This window comes from Sorangium sp. So ce367 (genome assembly GCF_051520455.1).
GTDB classification, from domain to species: Bacteria; Myxococcota_A; Polyangia; order Polyangiales; family Polyangiaceae; genus Sorangium; species Sorangium cellulosum_B.
In genome coordinates this window covers 7,392,530-7,407,473 of sequence record NZ_CP150334.1, presented here as the reverse complement: position 1 = coordinate 7,407,473, position 14,944 = coordinate 7,392,530, and the positions used below count along the sequence as shown (strand labels likewise).

The 14,944-nt window shown below is 72.1% G+C and carries 13 protein-coding genes; 6 read left to right on the top strand and 7 right to left on the bottom strand.

The features are described 5' to 3' along the window. Position 1: 1 nt before the first annotated feature. The 3 genes from WME97_RS28090 to WME97_RS28080 all read right to left on the bottom strand — a co-directional run bounded on the left by WME97_RS28090 (position 2) and on the right by WME97_RS28080 (position 3,473). Positions 2-700, bottom strand: coding sequence for a response regulator transcription factor (locus WME97_RS28090; RefSeq protein ID WP_437541795.1), 699 nt, complete (start codon positions 698-700; stop codon positions 2-4). A 224-nt stretch (positions 701-924) separates the two neighbouring features. Further along, complete coding sequence (locus tag WME97_RS28085; protein ID WP_437541792.1) at positions 925-1,746, bottom strand: hypothetical protein; 822 nt, start codon at positions 1,744-1,746, stop codon at positions 925-927. 644 nt (positions 1,747-2,390) lie between these two features. After that, positions 2,391-3,473, bottom strand: coding sequence for a GDSL-type esterase/lipase family protein (locus WME97_RS28080; RefSeq protein ID WP_437541791.1), 1,083 nt, complete (start codon positions 3,471-3,473; stop codon positions 2,391-2,393). A gap of 941 nt (positions 3,474-4,414) precedes the next feature. Here WME97_RS28080 and WME97_RS28075 point away from each other — a divergent pair. From WME97_RS28075 to WME97_RS28060, 4 genes are read left to right on the top strand one after another with little or no spacing between them, the layout of a single operon-like run. After that, on the top strand, positions 4,415-5,146 hold the full coding sequence (locus WME97_RS28075) for a sensor histidine kinase (RefSeq protein WP_437541789.1): 732 nt from the start codon (positions 4,415-4,417) through the stop codon (positions 5,144-5,146). Further along, on the top strand, positions 5,143-6,042 hold the full coding sequence (locus tag WME97_RS28070; RefSeq protein WP_437541787.1) for a hypothetical protein: 900 nt from the start codon (positions 5,143-5,145) through the stop codon (positions 6,040-6,042). Before WME97_RS28075 ends, WME97_RS28070 begins: the two co-directional genes overlap by 4 nt. Continuing rightward, complete coding sequence (locus WME97_RS28065) at positions 6,039-7,574, top strand: sensor histidine kinase (protein WP_437541784.1); 1,536 nt, start codon at positions 6,039-6,041, stop codon at positions 7,572-7,574. Before WME97_RS28070 ends, WME97_RS28065 begins: the two co-directional genes overlap by 4 nt. A 14-nt stretch (positions 7,575-7,588) precedes the next feature. Next, positions 7,589-8,341 (top strand): response regulator, encoded by a 753-nt coding sequence (locus WME97_RS28060; RefSeq protein ID WP_437541782.1) that lies wholly within the window; start codon positions 7,589-7,591, stop codon positions 8,339-8,341. Positions 8,342-8,365: 24 nt separating this feature from the next. Here the strand turns inward: WME97_RS28060 and WME97_RS28055 are convergent, their stop codons facing one another. From WME97_RS28055 to WME97_RS28045, 3 genes are all read right to left on the bottom strand, one after another. After that, positions 8,366-11,065 carry a protein kinase domain-containing protein gene (locus WME97_RS28055; protein WP_437541779.1) on the bottom strand — a complete coding sequence of 900 codons (2,700 nt, stop codon included), beginning with the start codon at positions 11,063-11,065 and terminating at the stop codon, positions 8,366-8,368. A 131-nt stretch (positions 11,066-11,196) separates the two neighbouring features. After that, entirely contained in the window at positions 11,197-11,883 is a 687-nt protein-coding gene (locus WME97_RS28050; RefSeq protein WP_437541777.1) for a GNAT family N-acetyltransferase, read from the bottom strand. A 109-nt stretch (positions 11,884-11,992) separates the two neighbouring features. Next, positions 11,993-12,529: a GNAT family N-acetyltransferase gene (locus tag WME97_RS28045; RefSeq protein ID WP_437541775.1), complete on the bottom strand. Its 537-nt coding sequence runs from the start codon at positions 12,527-12,529 to the stop codon at positions 11,993-11,995. Between the two features lie 253 nt (positions 12,530-12,782). On the opposite strand from WME97_RS28045, the gene WME97_RS28040 reads away from it, so the two are divergent. Together WME97_RS28040 and WME97_RS28035 are read left to right on the top strand one after the other, a co-directional pair. Further along, positions 12,783-13,223 (top strand): hypothetical protein, encoded by a 441-nt coding sequence (locus tag WME97_RS28040; RefSeq protein WP_437541773.1) that lies wholly within the window; start codon positions 12,783-12,785, stop codon positions 13,221-13,223. Positions 13,224-13,279: 56 nt separating this feature from the next. Beyond that, entirely contained in the window at positions 13,280-13,891 is a 612-nt protein-coding gene (locus tag WME97_RS28035) for an antibiotic biosynthesis monooxygenase family protein (protein WP_437541771.1), read from the top strand. A 69-nt stretch (positions 13,892-13,960) separates the two neighbouring features. Here WME97_RS28035 and WME97_RS28030 read toward each other — a convergent pair whose 3' ends face one another. Continuing rightward, positions 13,961-14,821 (bottom strand): PAS domain-containing protein, encoded by an 861-nt coding sequence (locus WME97_RS28030; protein WP_437541770.1) that lies wholly within the window; start codon positions 14,819-14,821, stop codon positions 13,961-13,963. Positions 14,822-14,944: the final 123 nt, after the last annotated feature.

The window sequence follows — 14,944 nt, the reverse complement described above, 5'->3', positions numbered from 1 at the left end:
GCTAAGCACCAGGGTCCCTCCAGCGATAGCCCGCGCCGATCACGGTCTCGATGCGCTCGAACGCCGGGTCTATCGCCTCGAGCTTGCGGCGCAGGCGCCGGACGTAGGTGTCGACGAGGCGTACGTCGACGGTGGAGTCGTCGCCGCGCGCAAGATCGAGAAGCCGATCACGCGAGAAGACCACGCCTGGCCGTGCCGCAAGTGCCTCGAGGAGCCGAAACTCGGTGAGCGTGACGGTGATCGGCGCGCCGCGGTAACGCGCTTCTAGCCGCTCCGGGTCGAGATCGAGCGCTCCGACTGCCACGACGCGGCGTGCGTTCGGCGAGCCCGCGCGGATCTCCTGCCGCCGGAGGAGAGCGTTGACGCGCGCGAGGAGCACCCGGGTGCTGAAGGGCTTGACCACGTAGTCGTCTGCTCCGAGTTCCAGGCCGAGCGCCTGGTCGATCTCGGCGTCGCGCGACGTGAGCAGGACGATCGGAACGAGGTTCTTGGCCTCGCGCAGGCGACGGCAGAGGCTGAAGCCGTCGAGGCGTGGCATGTTCACGTCGCTGATCACGAGATCCGGCACGTCGCGCTCGACGCGGCGGAGCCCGTCGACACCGTCGTGCGCCCGGAGGACCGCGTGCCCGGCGTCCTCGAACGCGAGCGAGAGCACGTCGACGAGCGCGGCGTCGTCCTCGATGAGAAGAAGCCTTTTCATGGGTATCACAAGTCTCGCGAGGGCCTGAATCTCGTCATCGCGGCGGGCCGGACGAGGGGGCCCGAGGTTAGCACAGCGTCCTGGTCGCTGAGGGCGCGCGCGGGACGCGACCGCATCGCGCCGCGTCCACCTGCAGCCCGTCATAGGTGAGGCATCGCCGGGCGAGCGCGCGGCGGGCGAGCACGCACCGCAGCGAGGGCGCCCCCGGCGCAAGCGCGGGCGGGTCAGTACGTGAGCGAGGGCGTCGTGCAGCCCAGGCCGAAGGCGCCGATGGCTCCGCCCTCGACGACGGTCTGAACGAGGTTCGCGACCTGGTCTGCACCGCAGAAGGTGTCCGGGAACTCGCCGCCGCCGTCGCCGCCCACGCCGTCCGGCCACGTGACGGCGCCGAGCTCGACGCGGAGATCGCCGGGAGGTCCCGTCACGAGGAGCGGCGCACAAGCAATGAAGAGGAGATCGAGGTACCTGCCAGACGAACCGCTGAAGCCCACCACCACCTCGTTCTCCGGGCACACCATCTCCCAGGGCTCGGTGCCCTCGCTGCCCTGGAAAGGGGTCACGTCGCCGGGCATCATGGTGATGGTGTACGGGCCGTCTCCCGTGAGCTCCAGGTGGCCGCACTGGGCCTGGATCTTGGCATGGATGAGCGAATCCCCCAGCGGTCCCAGGGACCCTCGAAACCCGAGGAGCACCTGGCTCTCCGGGCACCGGTCCATGGCAGGGGTGGCCGTACCGGGGCTGCCGCGCAGCTCGGTGAAGGTCTGCTCCACGAGGTCGACGCCTGTCGGCGCCGGGCACGGCTCCCCGTCGCACTCGCCGCCGCCGCCCGTGCCGCCGGCCTCACCGCCGCCGCCGGCCTCACCCCCGCCGCCGGCCTCACCGCCGTCGCCGCCCGAGCCGCCACCCCCGTCGCCAGGCGCGCCGCCGCCTCCTCCGCTCGCGCCCACGCCGTCGAAGGTCAGGCTGCCGATACCCGAGATCGCATTGCATCCGGCGAGGACAAGACCGGAGATCAACGCGGAGAGGCCGAGCAGATGGCGCGTCACCGAGATCAAGTACTCGATCCGCGGCCGGACCGGTAGCAGGTCGCCCGAATGCCGCTTGGTCCTCGATCGCGGTGGGCTCGGCCGCGACATCGACGCCTGTCGAGACCCGATGGTCACCCCATGTGCGCGGGCCGGCTCGCACGTCCGAGAATGACGACCGATGGAGCGCTGAAAGGCAACGGAGCCGAATAGGATTCGGTTCGATGATCCGACAGGTCTTCGGCGCCTCTCGTGGAAGCTCGGAGAGAAGGCGACGAGGAAGTTCTCCTTCGCGACCGTGAGCGCCGACGGTGCGATCGTCGCGACCTACGGCGTAGACTCCGTCGCCAGCGTCTTCGACGCGCGTACCGGCAAACGACTTCACGACCTGAGCGAGCGGCGCCAAGCTCCCGCAGGGCTCCAAACGCCCGTAGCAGCCTTTACTTCCGGCGGTACACAGGCTGAACCATCCCGTCGAATACTTCGGGAAAATTCACAGGGAGGCGAGGAGGCGGGGAGTAGAATCCCACCAATCTCCCCGTCTCCCCGCCTCCCTGTTCAATTTCTTTTTCGCTGAAGTGCCAACAAGATGAGGGGATCTGTCAGGTTCCGAGGGCCCGCGCCGCGAGGGCGGCGCGGCTCTGGCCGGCGCGCGCCGGCGCGGATCACTCGAGGTACGCGGCCAGGCCGAGCTTCTGATCGCGGACGGCGCCGGCCATGACCTTCGCCATCTGCTCCGCGCCGGAGCGCGAGAAGTGCGTGTGATCATCGCAGAAGAACTCGCCGACGGGGCCGCTTGTCGTCGCGCTCACGTCGCCCCCGGGGACCGGGCAGAAGCCCAGGGAGTTGTAGAGCGCAATGCTGAGCTCGTGCAGGTCGATGACCGGCACGCCGTACTCCTTGCCCGCCTCGTGGGTCGCGGTCACGTAGCCGCCGCGCGTCCCCCGGGCCGTGCTCCCGTTGCAGGAGATCGCGCTCACGGGGGTCACGAACACGGGCTGGGCGCCTCGCTCCTCCGCGGCGCGGGCCATCATCCCGTAGCTCGACTTGAAGGCGTCGAGCCCCACGTGCCGATCGCACGTGCGCGAGCCGTCGTTGATGCCGAACTGGATGAACAGATAATCGCCCCGCTTCATGCCGTCGAGCATCTGGACCCACCTGGCCTGCAGCACGGGCTCGCCGCTCGCGTCGCGCGCGAGCTCGCACTCGCCCGCGCTATCCATGGTGGTCTGCACGTTGTAGAGCCACGTGCGCACGCTGCGGCCGCCGACGGCGCTGTTCACCACGGTGACCCGGTCGTCGAAGAGCGCCGCGAGCTGGCCGCCCCAGCCCGCCGGGCAGGGGGTCTGTCCGTTGGCGACCGTGGAGTCCCCCGCGATCCAGATCGTGATGTCCTGCAGCGGCCCCGCGCCGCCCGCGCCGCCCGCGCCGCCGTCGCCCGCGCCGCCGCTGCCGCTCGGCCCACCTGCAGATCCCGCCGAGCCTCCCGAGCCGGCGGGCGCGTCGCCCCCGGCCCCCGCGCCGCCCGTGGAGCCGGCCGAGATCGCGGTGCTGCCCGCGCTCGCGCTCGAGCTGCTCCCTTCCGGTTGCGAGCTCCCGCCGGCGCCGCCCGTCCCCCCGCCTCCGCCGGCGCCGCCCGGGGCCGCCTCCGGATCAGGGGAGCAGGCGGCGGTGAGCAGCGCGAGACAGCACACCCGGGCAAGCATCCGGCCGCGCGCGCGCACGGCCGATCGAACGTTCCAGTCCATGAACATGCCTTTCCTCCAGTCACGACACGAGCATCAGCCGATCCACGCCGGATGGCGCTGGCCCTTCGCCTCCCGGTCCCGCAGGCCGCCAGGGCACGCTCGTCGAGGTGCCAGGCCGGCGGCACGACGGGCGCGCGCCGCTGCGGGCGCGGGGCACGCCGCGAGCGGCAAGGCAACGCCGGCGAGGCGAGCGGCGGGGATGACGGGGGGCGAGCACGGCTCGCGTCACTGTGTCGGGAACGGCTCCCAACCAATCACGGACAGGCGTTTTTTTTCGGATCTGCGTGCCGGGGCGCGCTCCGGTGCACACCCATCGCAAATCTGAAGCGGTGGCAGAATCGAGGTCGACGCGAGCGCCGGCGCGAGCGCGCCCGCCTGTCCGCCTAGCGCACCGACGCCACGCTCGTGGAGAGGAGACGCGCGGCGGTTCGTTCACGACACACGGCGATGTCCGGCGACGGATTGGCCAGCTGGCTTGGCGACCGAGGCAATCACGGTGATGCAGGGCAGGGCAGGGCAGTGCAAGGAGCATGAGGGCGGAAGGTGGACGGAAATCCGTTGAACGGAGATGTGCTGTGAAGGGCATTATTATGCCGTTGACTGACACAAACTTTGTCACGTATGTTTATCAAGGGTGACGCTGATTGAGGGGTGGCGTCGCACCAGACGTGCAGACGTGCAGACGTGCAGACGTGACCAATGGCACGGATCAGCCAGGCGTGTTCCTGTGCGCCCGCGAGGCAGCGGCGCGAGGCTCGGGCGCGCGATGGCCCCAGGGGGACGGCGCTTGTGTCAGTGTCTTTAAGAGCTCATTCCAGGCTCTCCCACGGTCGAGACGACGGCGGCGTCGGCGCGATGGTGCAGAGAAGGGTTCGAGTGCTCCTCGCTCGCGGCGACGGGAGAGCCGCGCCGCGCGCGAGGGGCGAGGAGCGAGGATCGGCATGAACAGCTGGGATCCCCTGGGTGCGGCGGAGCAGGCCGCGGTCGCGGACGAGATCCTGTCCGTGCTGCGTCACGACCTGCGCAACCGCTTTGCGATCGTCCGGAATGCGTCGTTCTACATCAAGCGGAAGGTCGCGCGCGACGCGGCCTACACGGCGGATCCGAGGATCGAGGAGTTCTTCGGGATCATCGACGAGGAGGTGGTCGCGGCGAGCGCGCGGCTCGAGGAGTCGGTCGACGCCGCGAGGCTCTTCACCCGCAGGAGCGTGTGCGTGAGCGCGGCGGGCTGCGTGCGCCGCGCGGCGGCGTGCGCGCGCATCGGCGCGTCCGGGGCCCGCATCGTCCTCTCGGCTCAGGACGGCGACGTCGAGGCGGACCCGATCGAGCTCGCCGTCGCGGTGCGGTGCCTGATCGAGAGCGCCGTGGAGTCGACGCCGGGGGACGGCGTGGTCACGGTTCGGGGCACCTCGAGCGCCGCGCGGTACTGCATCGAGGTCACGGACGCGGCGGCTGTCCCCGGCGAGGCGAACAGCGAGGCGATCCTGCGGCCGTTCTACACGACCAAGCCGGGGCACTCCGGCCTGGGGCTGAACATCGCGAGGCGGGTCGCCCGTCGCTACAGCGGGTCGCTCGCCGTCGAGCCTCGGGCGCACGGCTCGTCGGTCGTCATCGCGCTGCCGCTCGCCGCCGCGCCGGTGCTCCGCGACGCCGGATCGGAGCCGGCGCCGTGAGCGTGGGCGGTCCGCCCGCAGGGCGCGCGCCGGCGGCCCGGGAGCCAGCGGCCGGGCCCTCCGCGCGGCGGGCGCGCCCCCGGGCCTCGCTGGTCTCGCTCCTTGTCGCGTCGACGGCGGCCGCGCCCGCGGAGCTGGAGCGGACGGAGGCAGAGGACGAAACGGCGCGGCCGCCGATCGAGGAGCTGTTCCTTGGCGAGACGGCCTTTCCGCAGGAGGCGCTCGAGCTGCAGATCACGAGCGCGCCGAGGTGGGAACGCGACGGGCGCCAGGTCGGCTTCCGCATCCCGCTGCTGCTGGAGCTCGGGATCACCGATCGCCTGCAGCTCGGGGGAGAGCTTCCCCTGGAGCTCGCGCGCCAGGACAGCGGCGTCGTGGCCGGGCTCGGCTCTGTCGAGCTGGAGGCCCTGTACAACCTCGTCAACGAGCGGGGGCTCGGGCTCGTGCTGTCCGCGGGGCTCGGGGCCGGGCTCCCCGCCGGCGCGCGCGAGCTCGGCGCGCCGGGTTACGCGCTGGAGCCGTTCGTGAGCCTCGACAAGGCGATCGGGCGCGTGCACGTGGGCATCTCCGCGTCGGCCGAGATCCGGCTCCCGGCCGCCGGGAGCGACGCCGCGGAGCTCAGCCCCGGCGCCTCGCTGGGCTTGATCCTGCCGCTCGGCGACGTGGTGCCGACCATCGAGCTTGCCGCCGAGATCGAAGACACGACGTCGCTGCTCCTCGCGCCCGGCGTGCTCTGGCACCCGGCGCCCGGCCTGGAGCTCGGCGCCGCGCTCGAGCTCGGCCTCGCGGGGGAGGCGCCCGACGCCGGGCTCATGCTCCTCGTCACGAGGGAGTTCGAGCTCGCGGGCGACGGCGACGACCACGTGAAGCACGCAAGCAGGAGCCGCTCCCCATGAGCATTCGAGCCACACTGGCCGCCATCTTCGGCGTCGCGCTCGCGGCGGTCCTCGTCGCCGGCGGCGCCTTCTACTTCGCCATCGCGGAGATGCTCGTCTTTCAGCGGCGCGCCGAGACGTCCTACGAGGACCTGAAGCTGCACGTCACCCTCGCCAGCCACGCCAGCCGCTACATGAACGAGGCGGTCAAGTCGGTGCTCCACGGCAGCGTCAGCGAGGAGCTCACGAGCGCGGCCGAGGCCACGGCGCGCGATCTCGACGCCATCGAGGCGCGCAAGAGGGCGATGATCGCCGACGAGGAGATCAGGGAGAGCGACGAGGAATCGACGGAGGAGCTCGGGCACATCGGCTTCATGCGAGAGAGCTTTGCGCGGATCGTCGAGGGCGTGGCGGCCACGACCCACGTCGAGCGCGAGCGCACGAACGAGCGACACGAGATGTTCGTGCGGCTCTCCGACCGCGAGTACAAGGCGGGGTTCCTCCCGCACCTCGGCGCGGCCGTGTACGACGCGGAGCGCGACGTGGCCAGGATCCTCGACGACGAGCGCCACCTCCGGGCGCGGGTGGCGTTGCTCGGCGCGGTGGCGACCGGCGGCGCGCTGCTCGTCCTCGTCGTGCTGCTCGGGCGGCTCCTCCGCTCGGTGGACCGCGGCTTCAACGCGCTGCTCGACGGCTCCCGGCGGATCGCCCAGGGGGATCTCGGGCTGCGCCTCTCGGTGCTCGATGAGCACGAGTTCGGCCGCATGAGCGCGGCGTTCAACGAGATGGCCTCCAGCCTCCGCGACGCCCAGGAGGCCAGGATGCGCATGGAGAAGCTCGCGGCGGTGGGGCAGCTCGCGGCGAGCGTCGGGCACGACCTGAGGAACCCGCTGGGCGCCGTCCGGAACGCGAACCATTACCTCAAGAAGCGCATCGCAGGGACCGAGCTCGGCGCGGAGCCCCGCGTGGCGCAGTTCCTCTCGATCATCGAGAAGGAGCTCGCCGCGTGCGCCAAGATCATCGGCAACCTGCTCGACTTCGCGCGCGAGCGGCGGCCGCGCTTCGCGGCGTGCGCGCTGAGGCCCCTCGTGGACGACGCCATCTCGGTCGTCGAGATCCCGCCGCGCGTGCGCGTCGACAACGACGTACCGGACACGCTCCCCATCGTGGAGATCGACAAGGACCAGTTCCGGCAGGTGCTCGTGAACCTGATCCAGAACGCGGCCGAGGCGATCCCGGCCGAGCGCGAGGGGCGCGTGCGCATCGCCGCGGAGCGGACGGGCGACGGGGTGACGCTCTCGGTCGCCGACGACGGGACGGGCATCTCCGAGGAGACGCTCGCGCGGATCTTCGAGCCGCTGTTCAGCACCAAGCTGAAGGGGACGGGCCTCGGCCTGGCGATCAGCGCCGGGATCGTGGAGCGGCACGGCGGCACGATCGAGGCGACGAGCTCGCTCGGCAACGGCACGACCTTCGTCGTGCGGCTGCCGGTGCGCGAGGAGCCCGAGGCCGCCGAGCCAGCGCTGACGCCGACCGGAACTCAGGGCGTATGACGGGGGGGCAAGCCATGCAGGTGCAGGAGGCCGCGCAGCGGGGCAAGCGGGTGCTCGTGATCGACGACGAGGAGGGCATGCGCATCACGCTCGCCGCCAGCCTCGAGCTCGAGGGCTACGAGGTGGTGGAGGCGAAAGACGGCATCCACGCGCTCGAGCTCGTCCGGCAGCAGGCGTTCACGCTGGTCATCAGCGACATCCGCATGCCCGGGCTCAACGGCGTCGAGACGTTCCGGGAGCTCAAGAGGATCCAGCCGGAGCTCACCGTCGTGCTGATGACCGCGTTCGCGATCGAGCGGCTCATCGAGGAGGCGATCGCCGAGGGGGTGTACACGGTGATCCACAAGCCGTTCTCGATGGACCACCTTGCGCGCATCGTCGCACGCGCGGTGGACTCGCCCGCCGTCCTCGTGGTGGACGACATCCCGAAGGTCGCCGACTCGATCGTGGCGGTGCTCCGGGCCGCGGGGCTGTCGGCTCACTCCGTCCACGATGGGCGGGCCGCCGTCCAGTACGTCGTCGAGCGGGGCATCGACGTCTGCGTGCTCGATCTCGTCATGCCCGATCAGGACGGCGTGACGACGTGCGCGCAGATGCGGGGGCTGAAGAAGCGCGTCACGGTGATCGCCATGACCGGCCACGCGGTCCCGGAGATGGTCAGCGCGATCATGACCAAGGGCGGGTACGCGTGCCTGCACAAGCCGTTCGACGCGCGCGAGCTCATCCACACGATCGCCCGCGCGCGCGGGGACGCGGCGCAGGGATGACGGCGACGTCGCGCCGGCGTCGGCTCAGGTAGCGCTCGGCCAGCTGGCCAGCTCGGCCGCGCGCAGGTGCTGCTCCGCGGCGCGCGCGGGGTCGTCGCCCCGCGCGAAGTGGTCGGCCAGCACCATCGGATCCTGCTCGCCGGCCTCGAGCAGCCACTGGCCGGCGAGCCGGTGGCCGAGCGCCCGGTCGCGATCCGTCAGCATCGCGTAGGCCCCCTCCCGCAAGAGCGGGTGGCAGAAGGCGATCTCCTCCTCGCCCGCGAACCGGGAGCTCGGCCGGCGCTCGATGATCTCGCGCTCGACCAGCTCGTCCCACGCGTCGCGCTCGCTCGTCCCCGACGTCCCGGCGCCGAGCAACGCGCGCACGCCGCCCACCCAGGCGACCTCCCCGAAGACGCTCGCCGCCCGCAGCTGCCGCCGCGCCTCGGGCCCGAGCGCCGCGAGGCGCGCCTCCGCCATGCCCAGCACCGTCTCCGGCAGCGCGCCGCCGCGCCCTTCCGAAAGGGCGCGGATGAGCTCTTCGAGATAGAAGGCATTGCCCCCGGCCCGCTGGACGAGCGCGGAGATCTCCCCGGGCGCGAGCTGCCTGCCCGCGCCGCCGAGCGCGCTCCGCACGAGCTGCTCGGCCGCGCGGGCAGGCAGCTCGCGCAACCGGAGCTCCGAGAGGCCCCGGTCGGCCCAGAGCCTCGGGAAGACCGCGTGAACCTCGGGCCGGGCGAAGGCGAGCACCGCGTACGGCCGGTCGCCGAGCTCCCGCAGCGCCCGGTCGAAGATCCCCATCGAGGGCGCGTCCCCCCAGTGGAGATCCTCGAGCACGACGAGCACGGGGCGCGCGGCCGTCACGGCGCGCGCGTAGTCGATGTACGCGCGCTGGATCCCCTCGGCCATCAGCGCCGGATTGTGCCGCGCGGCCCGCAGCGCCGGCAGGTCCTCGTCGGGGAGGGCAGCGACGCCGAGCAGCTCGCCAAGGAACCCGCCCACCCGGAGCCCTTCCTCGCCCGAGAAGAGCGGCGCGAGGGCCTGCGCGAGCTTCCGTCGCCGCGCGTCGACGGCCTCGCCCGCGGCGATCCCGAGCGCGGCCCGCAGCGATCCGGCGAGCATCGCGAACGCGGCGCCCGTGCCGATGGAGTCGCCGCGGGCGACGCTCAGGCTCACGTCGGGGTGGCGCTGGCGCAGCACCTCGACGGCCTCGTGGCGCAGGCGCGACTTGCCCATGCCCGCCGCGGCGGTCACCAGCGCCACCGCGGCGCGCCGCTCGGCGAAGCTCTCGTCGACGAGGTCGAGCAGGTGGCGCAGCTCCCGCTCGCGCCCGACGTGGGGGCTCGGCTTGCCCAGGAGCTTGCGCGGCCCCTCGCCGATCTCGCGCTCGGCCTTGAGCCAGGAGAGCCCGCCCCGCTCCACGACCTCGAAGCGCACGTCGAGCAGGGCGCGCGTCACCGCGTCGATGTGGACCCCCTCGCGCCGGCTCTCCGCGCGGCCGGGCGCGGCGGCCTCGTCCAGCAGGGCGGCCGCCCTGTCCAGCACCTCGCTGAGCGGCGATCGACCCGCCGGCTCGCCCCACCCCGTCACCAGCACGACCGCCGCGCCGGGGAGCTGCGCGCAGATCTCGAGCGCGCAGCGCGCCACGAGCGCCGCCTGGTCGGTCGCGCCGCCCGCGCTCACCACGAGCGTCACCACCATCCCGTCGCCGAGCTCCTCCACCTGCGCGCTCAGCGGCATGGCCGCGCGGCGCACCACGGCGAGCGTGTTCGGCGGTGACGCGTGCAGATCGAGCGACTCTGTCGACTCGAAGAACGAGGCTTGCGCCGGCCGGACCGCCACCATCGAGACCAGGCGCTTCTCGCCCGTGGTGATGACCGCGCCGGGAAGGGGGGCCGAGGACACCTTGCTCCTCGTCCAGGCGCCGAGCGTGTCCAGGGTGCGCGCCACGGCCGCGCCGTCCTCCGGCCGCGCCGAGGGATCCTTGGCCAGCATCTGTGCGACGAGCTCGTCGAGCGCGTGGGGCACGTCGGGCCGCAGCTCTCTCGCCCTCGGCGGCTCCTCCAGGAGCAGCTTCCACACGAGCGCCATCGGGTGTTGCTTGCGGAACGCCGGCTTCCCGGTGAGGCACTCGTAGAGCACGCATCCGAGCGAGAAGATGTCCGCGCGCGCGTCCAGGCTGTCCCGCTCGCCCCGCGCCTGCTCCGGCGCCATGTAGCCCAGCGTGCCCAGCACCGCCTCCGTCCGCGTCAGCCGCTTCGAGGCGTCCTCCAGCTGCGCGATGCCGAAGTCGAGGAGCTTGACCCGATCGAGCGCGCCTTCGACCAGGAAGAGGTTGCTGGGCTTGATGTCGCGGTGGACGATCCCGCGCGCGTGCGCCGCGCCGAGCGCGTCTGCCACCGTCCTCACGAGGGCGATCGACTCGTCGATGCGCAGCTCCTGCCGCGCCAGCCGATCCGAGAGGCTCTCGCCGGAGAGCCACTCCATCGCGAGGTACAGCTCCCCCGTCGGCGCCATGCCGTGCGTCGCGTAGCGCACGATGTGGGGGTGCTCCAGCCGGGAGAGCGTCTCTGCCTCGCGGAGAAAGCGCGCCTGCGCGCGCGCGTCCGCCGCCTTGCGCAGCAGCTTGACGGCGACCACCGTCCCGCTCGAGCGATCGAAGGCCCGGTAAACGGTGCCCATGCCTCCGGATCCGGCGATCTCCGCCAGCTCGAAGCGGCCGTCCAGCAGCCTGCCAGGCAGCATGCGCGTGAAGGATGCACTCTCATTGGAGCGTGAGGCAAGGCGGACGAACGGTGCGAATGTGCCGTGGCACCTGCGCGGGGCGCGATGGCGGGCTCGGCCGGTCTGTCGGGAGGCTGGGTTGTCTCGATGCGTTAGGTTGTCGGGTCGGCGCCCGATCCGCGCCGGAGCTGCTCCAGCAGGAGCGGCATCGCGCCGGTGCCGGCCGCGAGGAGGCGCTCGTCGAGCGTGGCCAGGCCGCAGCGGTACTCATAGACCCTGAGGTGCGCCTCGTTGTGGAAGTACCTGAGGTTCAGGCCGGGGCCCGTGGCGGCGTCGATATCCATGGCGACGATGCGGAACCCTGCTTTCAGCTTGGCGATGAGCACCGCGTTGTTGCCAGGGGCGTGCTCGCTGACCACGTAGTCGAAGCCGAGCTCTCGCGTGTACGCGAGGACCCGGCGGAGGAACTCCCGGTACAGGCCGCGCCGGCGGTAGTCGGGGTGAATGACCGAGTGCCACATCCGGTAGGTCTCCGCGTCCCGCTGGTGGCCCGAGAACATGGCCACGACCGCCTCGCCGTCGCGTACCGCCCAGAAGTCTGCGAGGCGGTCGGCTCCCTCGGACGCCGTGAGGCGGGCCCGGGCGCGCTCCCCCTCCTCGCCGGACAGCGCCTGGAGGTTGAAGAAGACCTCGGGCGGGAAATGGCGGAGCAGCTCGGCTTTGTGCAGCGCCCAGTAGGCCTCGCCGTCGGCGAGGCGCTCGAGCGGGTAGAGGCCTGCGAGCGGCTCGCCGAAGTGCTTCTGTCGAATCGGAACGACCCAGTCCCACGCGGTGCTCATGGATCGAGCCCTATCATGGCGGCTCGCTCCACCCAAGAGGGCTGTTCGCGGAGGCGCTCAGTCCGTTCGAAGGCCCGATCGCGGCGTGGACCGCGTTGGACAGGAGCCGTTACGAAGCGCTGTCGCCGGGATCGAGGTCGAGCCGCATGGCGCAGCGCTGCGCCGGATCGAGGCCCTGGCGCGCCTCGTTCTCGAGGATCTGCGCGAGCCGCGGGGACGCCTCGGCCGGCGACAGCTCGCGGAAGCCCATGGAGGCGTAGAACGGCCCATTCCAGGGGACGGTCCGGAAGGTGGTCAGGGTCAGCGCCTTCAGCCTCGCGGCCCGCGCCCACGCGATGACGTGGGCGAGCAGGCGTCGCCCCAGCCCTTGCCCCTGGCGGTCGAGGACGACGTCGATCTCGCGGATGTGGAGCTCCTCGCCGGCCGTCTCGGCGCCCAGGAACGCGATCGGCTCGCCGGCGCCGTCGTCCATTACCCAGAGCGTCCCGGCCCGGAGCGCGCCGCGCCAGCCCTCCGCCGGCGTCACGTTCGCCAGGGCCTCGACGTCGAGGTCCGTCCCCCGGAACGCGTCGCTCGCCGAGCGCTCGATCTCGGGCAGGTGAGGCAGGTCGGACTCGACGGCAGGTCGGATGAACGTTGATGTCATCGGGGCTGCGCAGGCTAGGCAGCCACGGGCGCCCCCGCAACCTCGGGGCGCGACGGGGCTCCGGGGGAGGGCGACCCCGGGGGGCGTCGACGCCGCGCGCCGCGCGCCGCACGCCGCGGCGGCTCGGGCCGCCGCGGACGAAAGAGCGGCGTCGATTGAACGTTCCGCGAGCGTCAGGGAACTGAGGTCCATCCAGTCACGCAGCGGCGCCCCCGCGGAGGGAGGCCCGAGGCGTGCTCGCAAGGAGCCCCAGATGACGCTCGTCTCCTCGGCCCGCGCGGCGCGGAGGTCCGCGCCGCGATCCGCCCGGCGCCGGCTCGTGAAGCCGCTCCTCGGCCTCACGGTCTTCGCGGCGCTCTTCGTCGTGCTCGCGTGGCGGCTCGACAGGCCCTCTGTGGCCGCCGGGCCGCTCGACGCGGCGGCCGGGAACCCGCTCGGCCAGCTCTCCCGCGACGCCGCCGACCGCGCGCCCATCGCCGGCCTTGTCGAGGAGCGACTCCCGGCCGGCTCGTACACCTATGTCGCCGTGCGCACCGGCGAGAGCCTCACATGGGCTGTCACCGTCGGCGACGCGCCGCCGCCCGGCACCCCGGTGCAGGTGCGGAGCATGGGTCGCAAGGCGAATTTCCACTCACGCCGCCTCGCGCGGACGTTCCCGGACCTCGTCTTCGGGATCGTCTCGCGCGCTGACTGAGCCCCCGACAACGGACAGAGCCTCCGGCAACGGACAGAGCAGAGAGGACCATGACCATGACGACTCGTGGATTCGACCAGATGCCGAGCGCGACGATCGCGCGATCCTCGGGCGCGCTCGCCGCCGCCGTCATCGCGGCGCTCGGCGCGATCCTGGCGGGGTGCAGCTCCGATTCCGGCGGGAAGACCACCGACGTTCCCCTCGCCGAGTGCACGGGGGGCGTGCTCGAAGCCGATCTGGAGGCAGAGCCGCTGAGCGGGCCCGGCGTCGATCCGGAGACCGGGAAGCTCCGGCCGCCTCCGGAGGGGTCGTCGTACACGGTCAGCGCGACGTACGGGGTCCCACGGCCGGGCGACGCCGTGATGGAGCGATACGTGCCGATCTTCGGGGCGATCCAGGCGCAGCTCGCGTCGCAGCCCGGCCTCCTGGCCCTCCAGCTGGGCACGTCGCCGTCCTGCGGCTCCGGGCGCACGCTGGCCGTGTGGGCCTCGACCGACGCGATGTACGAGTTCGTCATGAGCCCGGCCCACCTCGCGGGGATCGACGCCGCGAACGAGCTGCTCGAGCCCACCTATGTCGTCACCCACTGGGAGACGGCCGAGGCCGATGGCATCACGCTGGCCGACTCGGTCCGTCGCATCCGGGCGCTCGACGCTCCGGCGCCATGAGCCGGCGCGGCGGCGGCCTCGCCCTGGGTGCGCCGGCGACGCCTGCGCTGGCGGGGCGTGCCCCCGGGCTCAGCGGGCGGCCGCGCGCTGCGTGCTGAGGCGGCTCATCGCGTAGGCGAGCCCGCTCTGGAGCGTGCCTTGCGTGGTGATCCGGCCGAAGTCGATGCCCAGCCCTACGAGCGTCCTGGCGATCTCCGGGCCGATGCCCACCATCACGCTCCGGCAGCCGAGCAGCTCTGCCGCCTGCACGGCGCGCACCAGGTGGCGCGCCACGGCGGAGTCGATCACCGGCACGCCGGTGATGTCGAGGATCACGAACTCCGCGCGCCGCTGCCCGATGGCCGCGAGCAGGCTCTCCAGCGCCTGGGCCGCGCGCCGATCGCTCATCTCGCCGACCAGCGGGATGAGCAGGATCCCCTCCCAGACCTGGATGACCGGCATGGCCACCCGATCGAGCAGCTCGGCCTGCATCTGGATGATGGCGCGCTGCTCCCGGTTCTCGGCCGCCATCCGCTCGGCCTCCATGTGCCGCTGCTTCAGGTCGGTGATGTCCGTGATGAGCCCGCACAGGCCGACCACCTCCCCCTGCGCGTTCTTCATGGGGAACTTGCGGGTCCAGATCGTGCGCGCCACCCCGTCCGAGCCCGTGGCGCTCTCCTCGTTCTCGCTCGGCTCACCCGAGTTGAAGACGGCGTCGTCGTAGCTCCAGAAGACCTCGGCCTGCTCCTTCGGCCAGTAGTCCGGGTCGCTGCGGCCGATCAGATCGTCGTAGCGCTGCCCGATCAACCTGCAGAAGCCCGGGTTGCAGGCGATCCAGCGATGTTGCCGATCCTTGACGAAGATGGGATCCGGGATGGTGTCGATCACGAGCTGGAGCAGCCCGAAGGTCTTCCAGTCCGAGACGTCGATGCAGCGGAGTGTGAACGCCATTCAGCCAATCCCATCTCCCCCGACCCCGACCAGTCTCCCTTTATCAGCCATCGTGGATGGCCATGCAAGGGCAGAAATGCGGCGGATCACCGCGGAGACCCGGAGACGTGCGCCCTGCTTCAG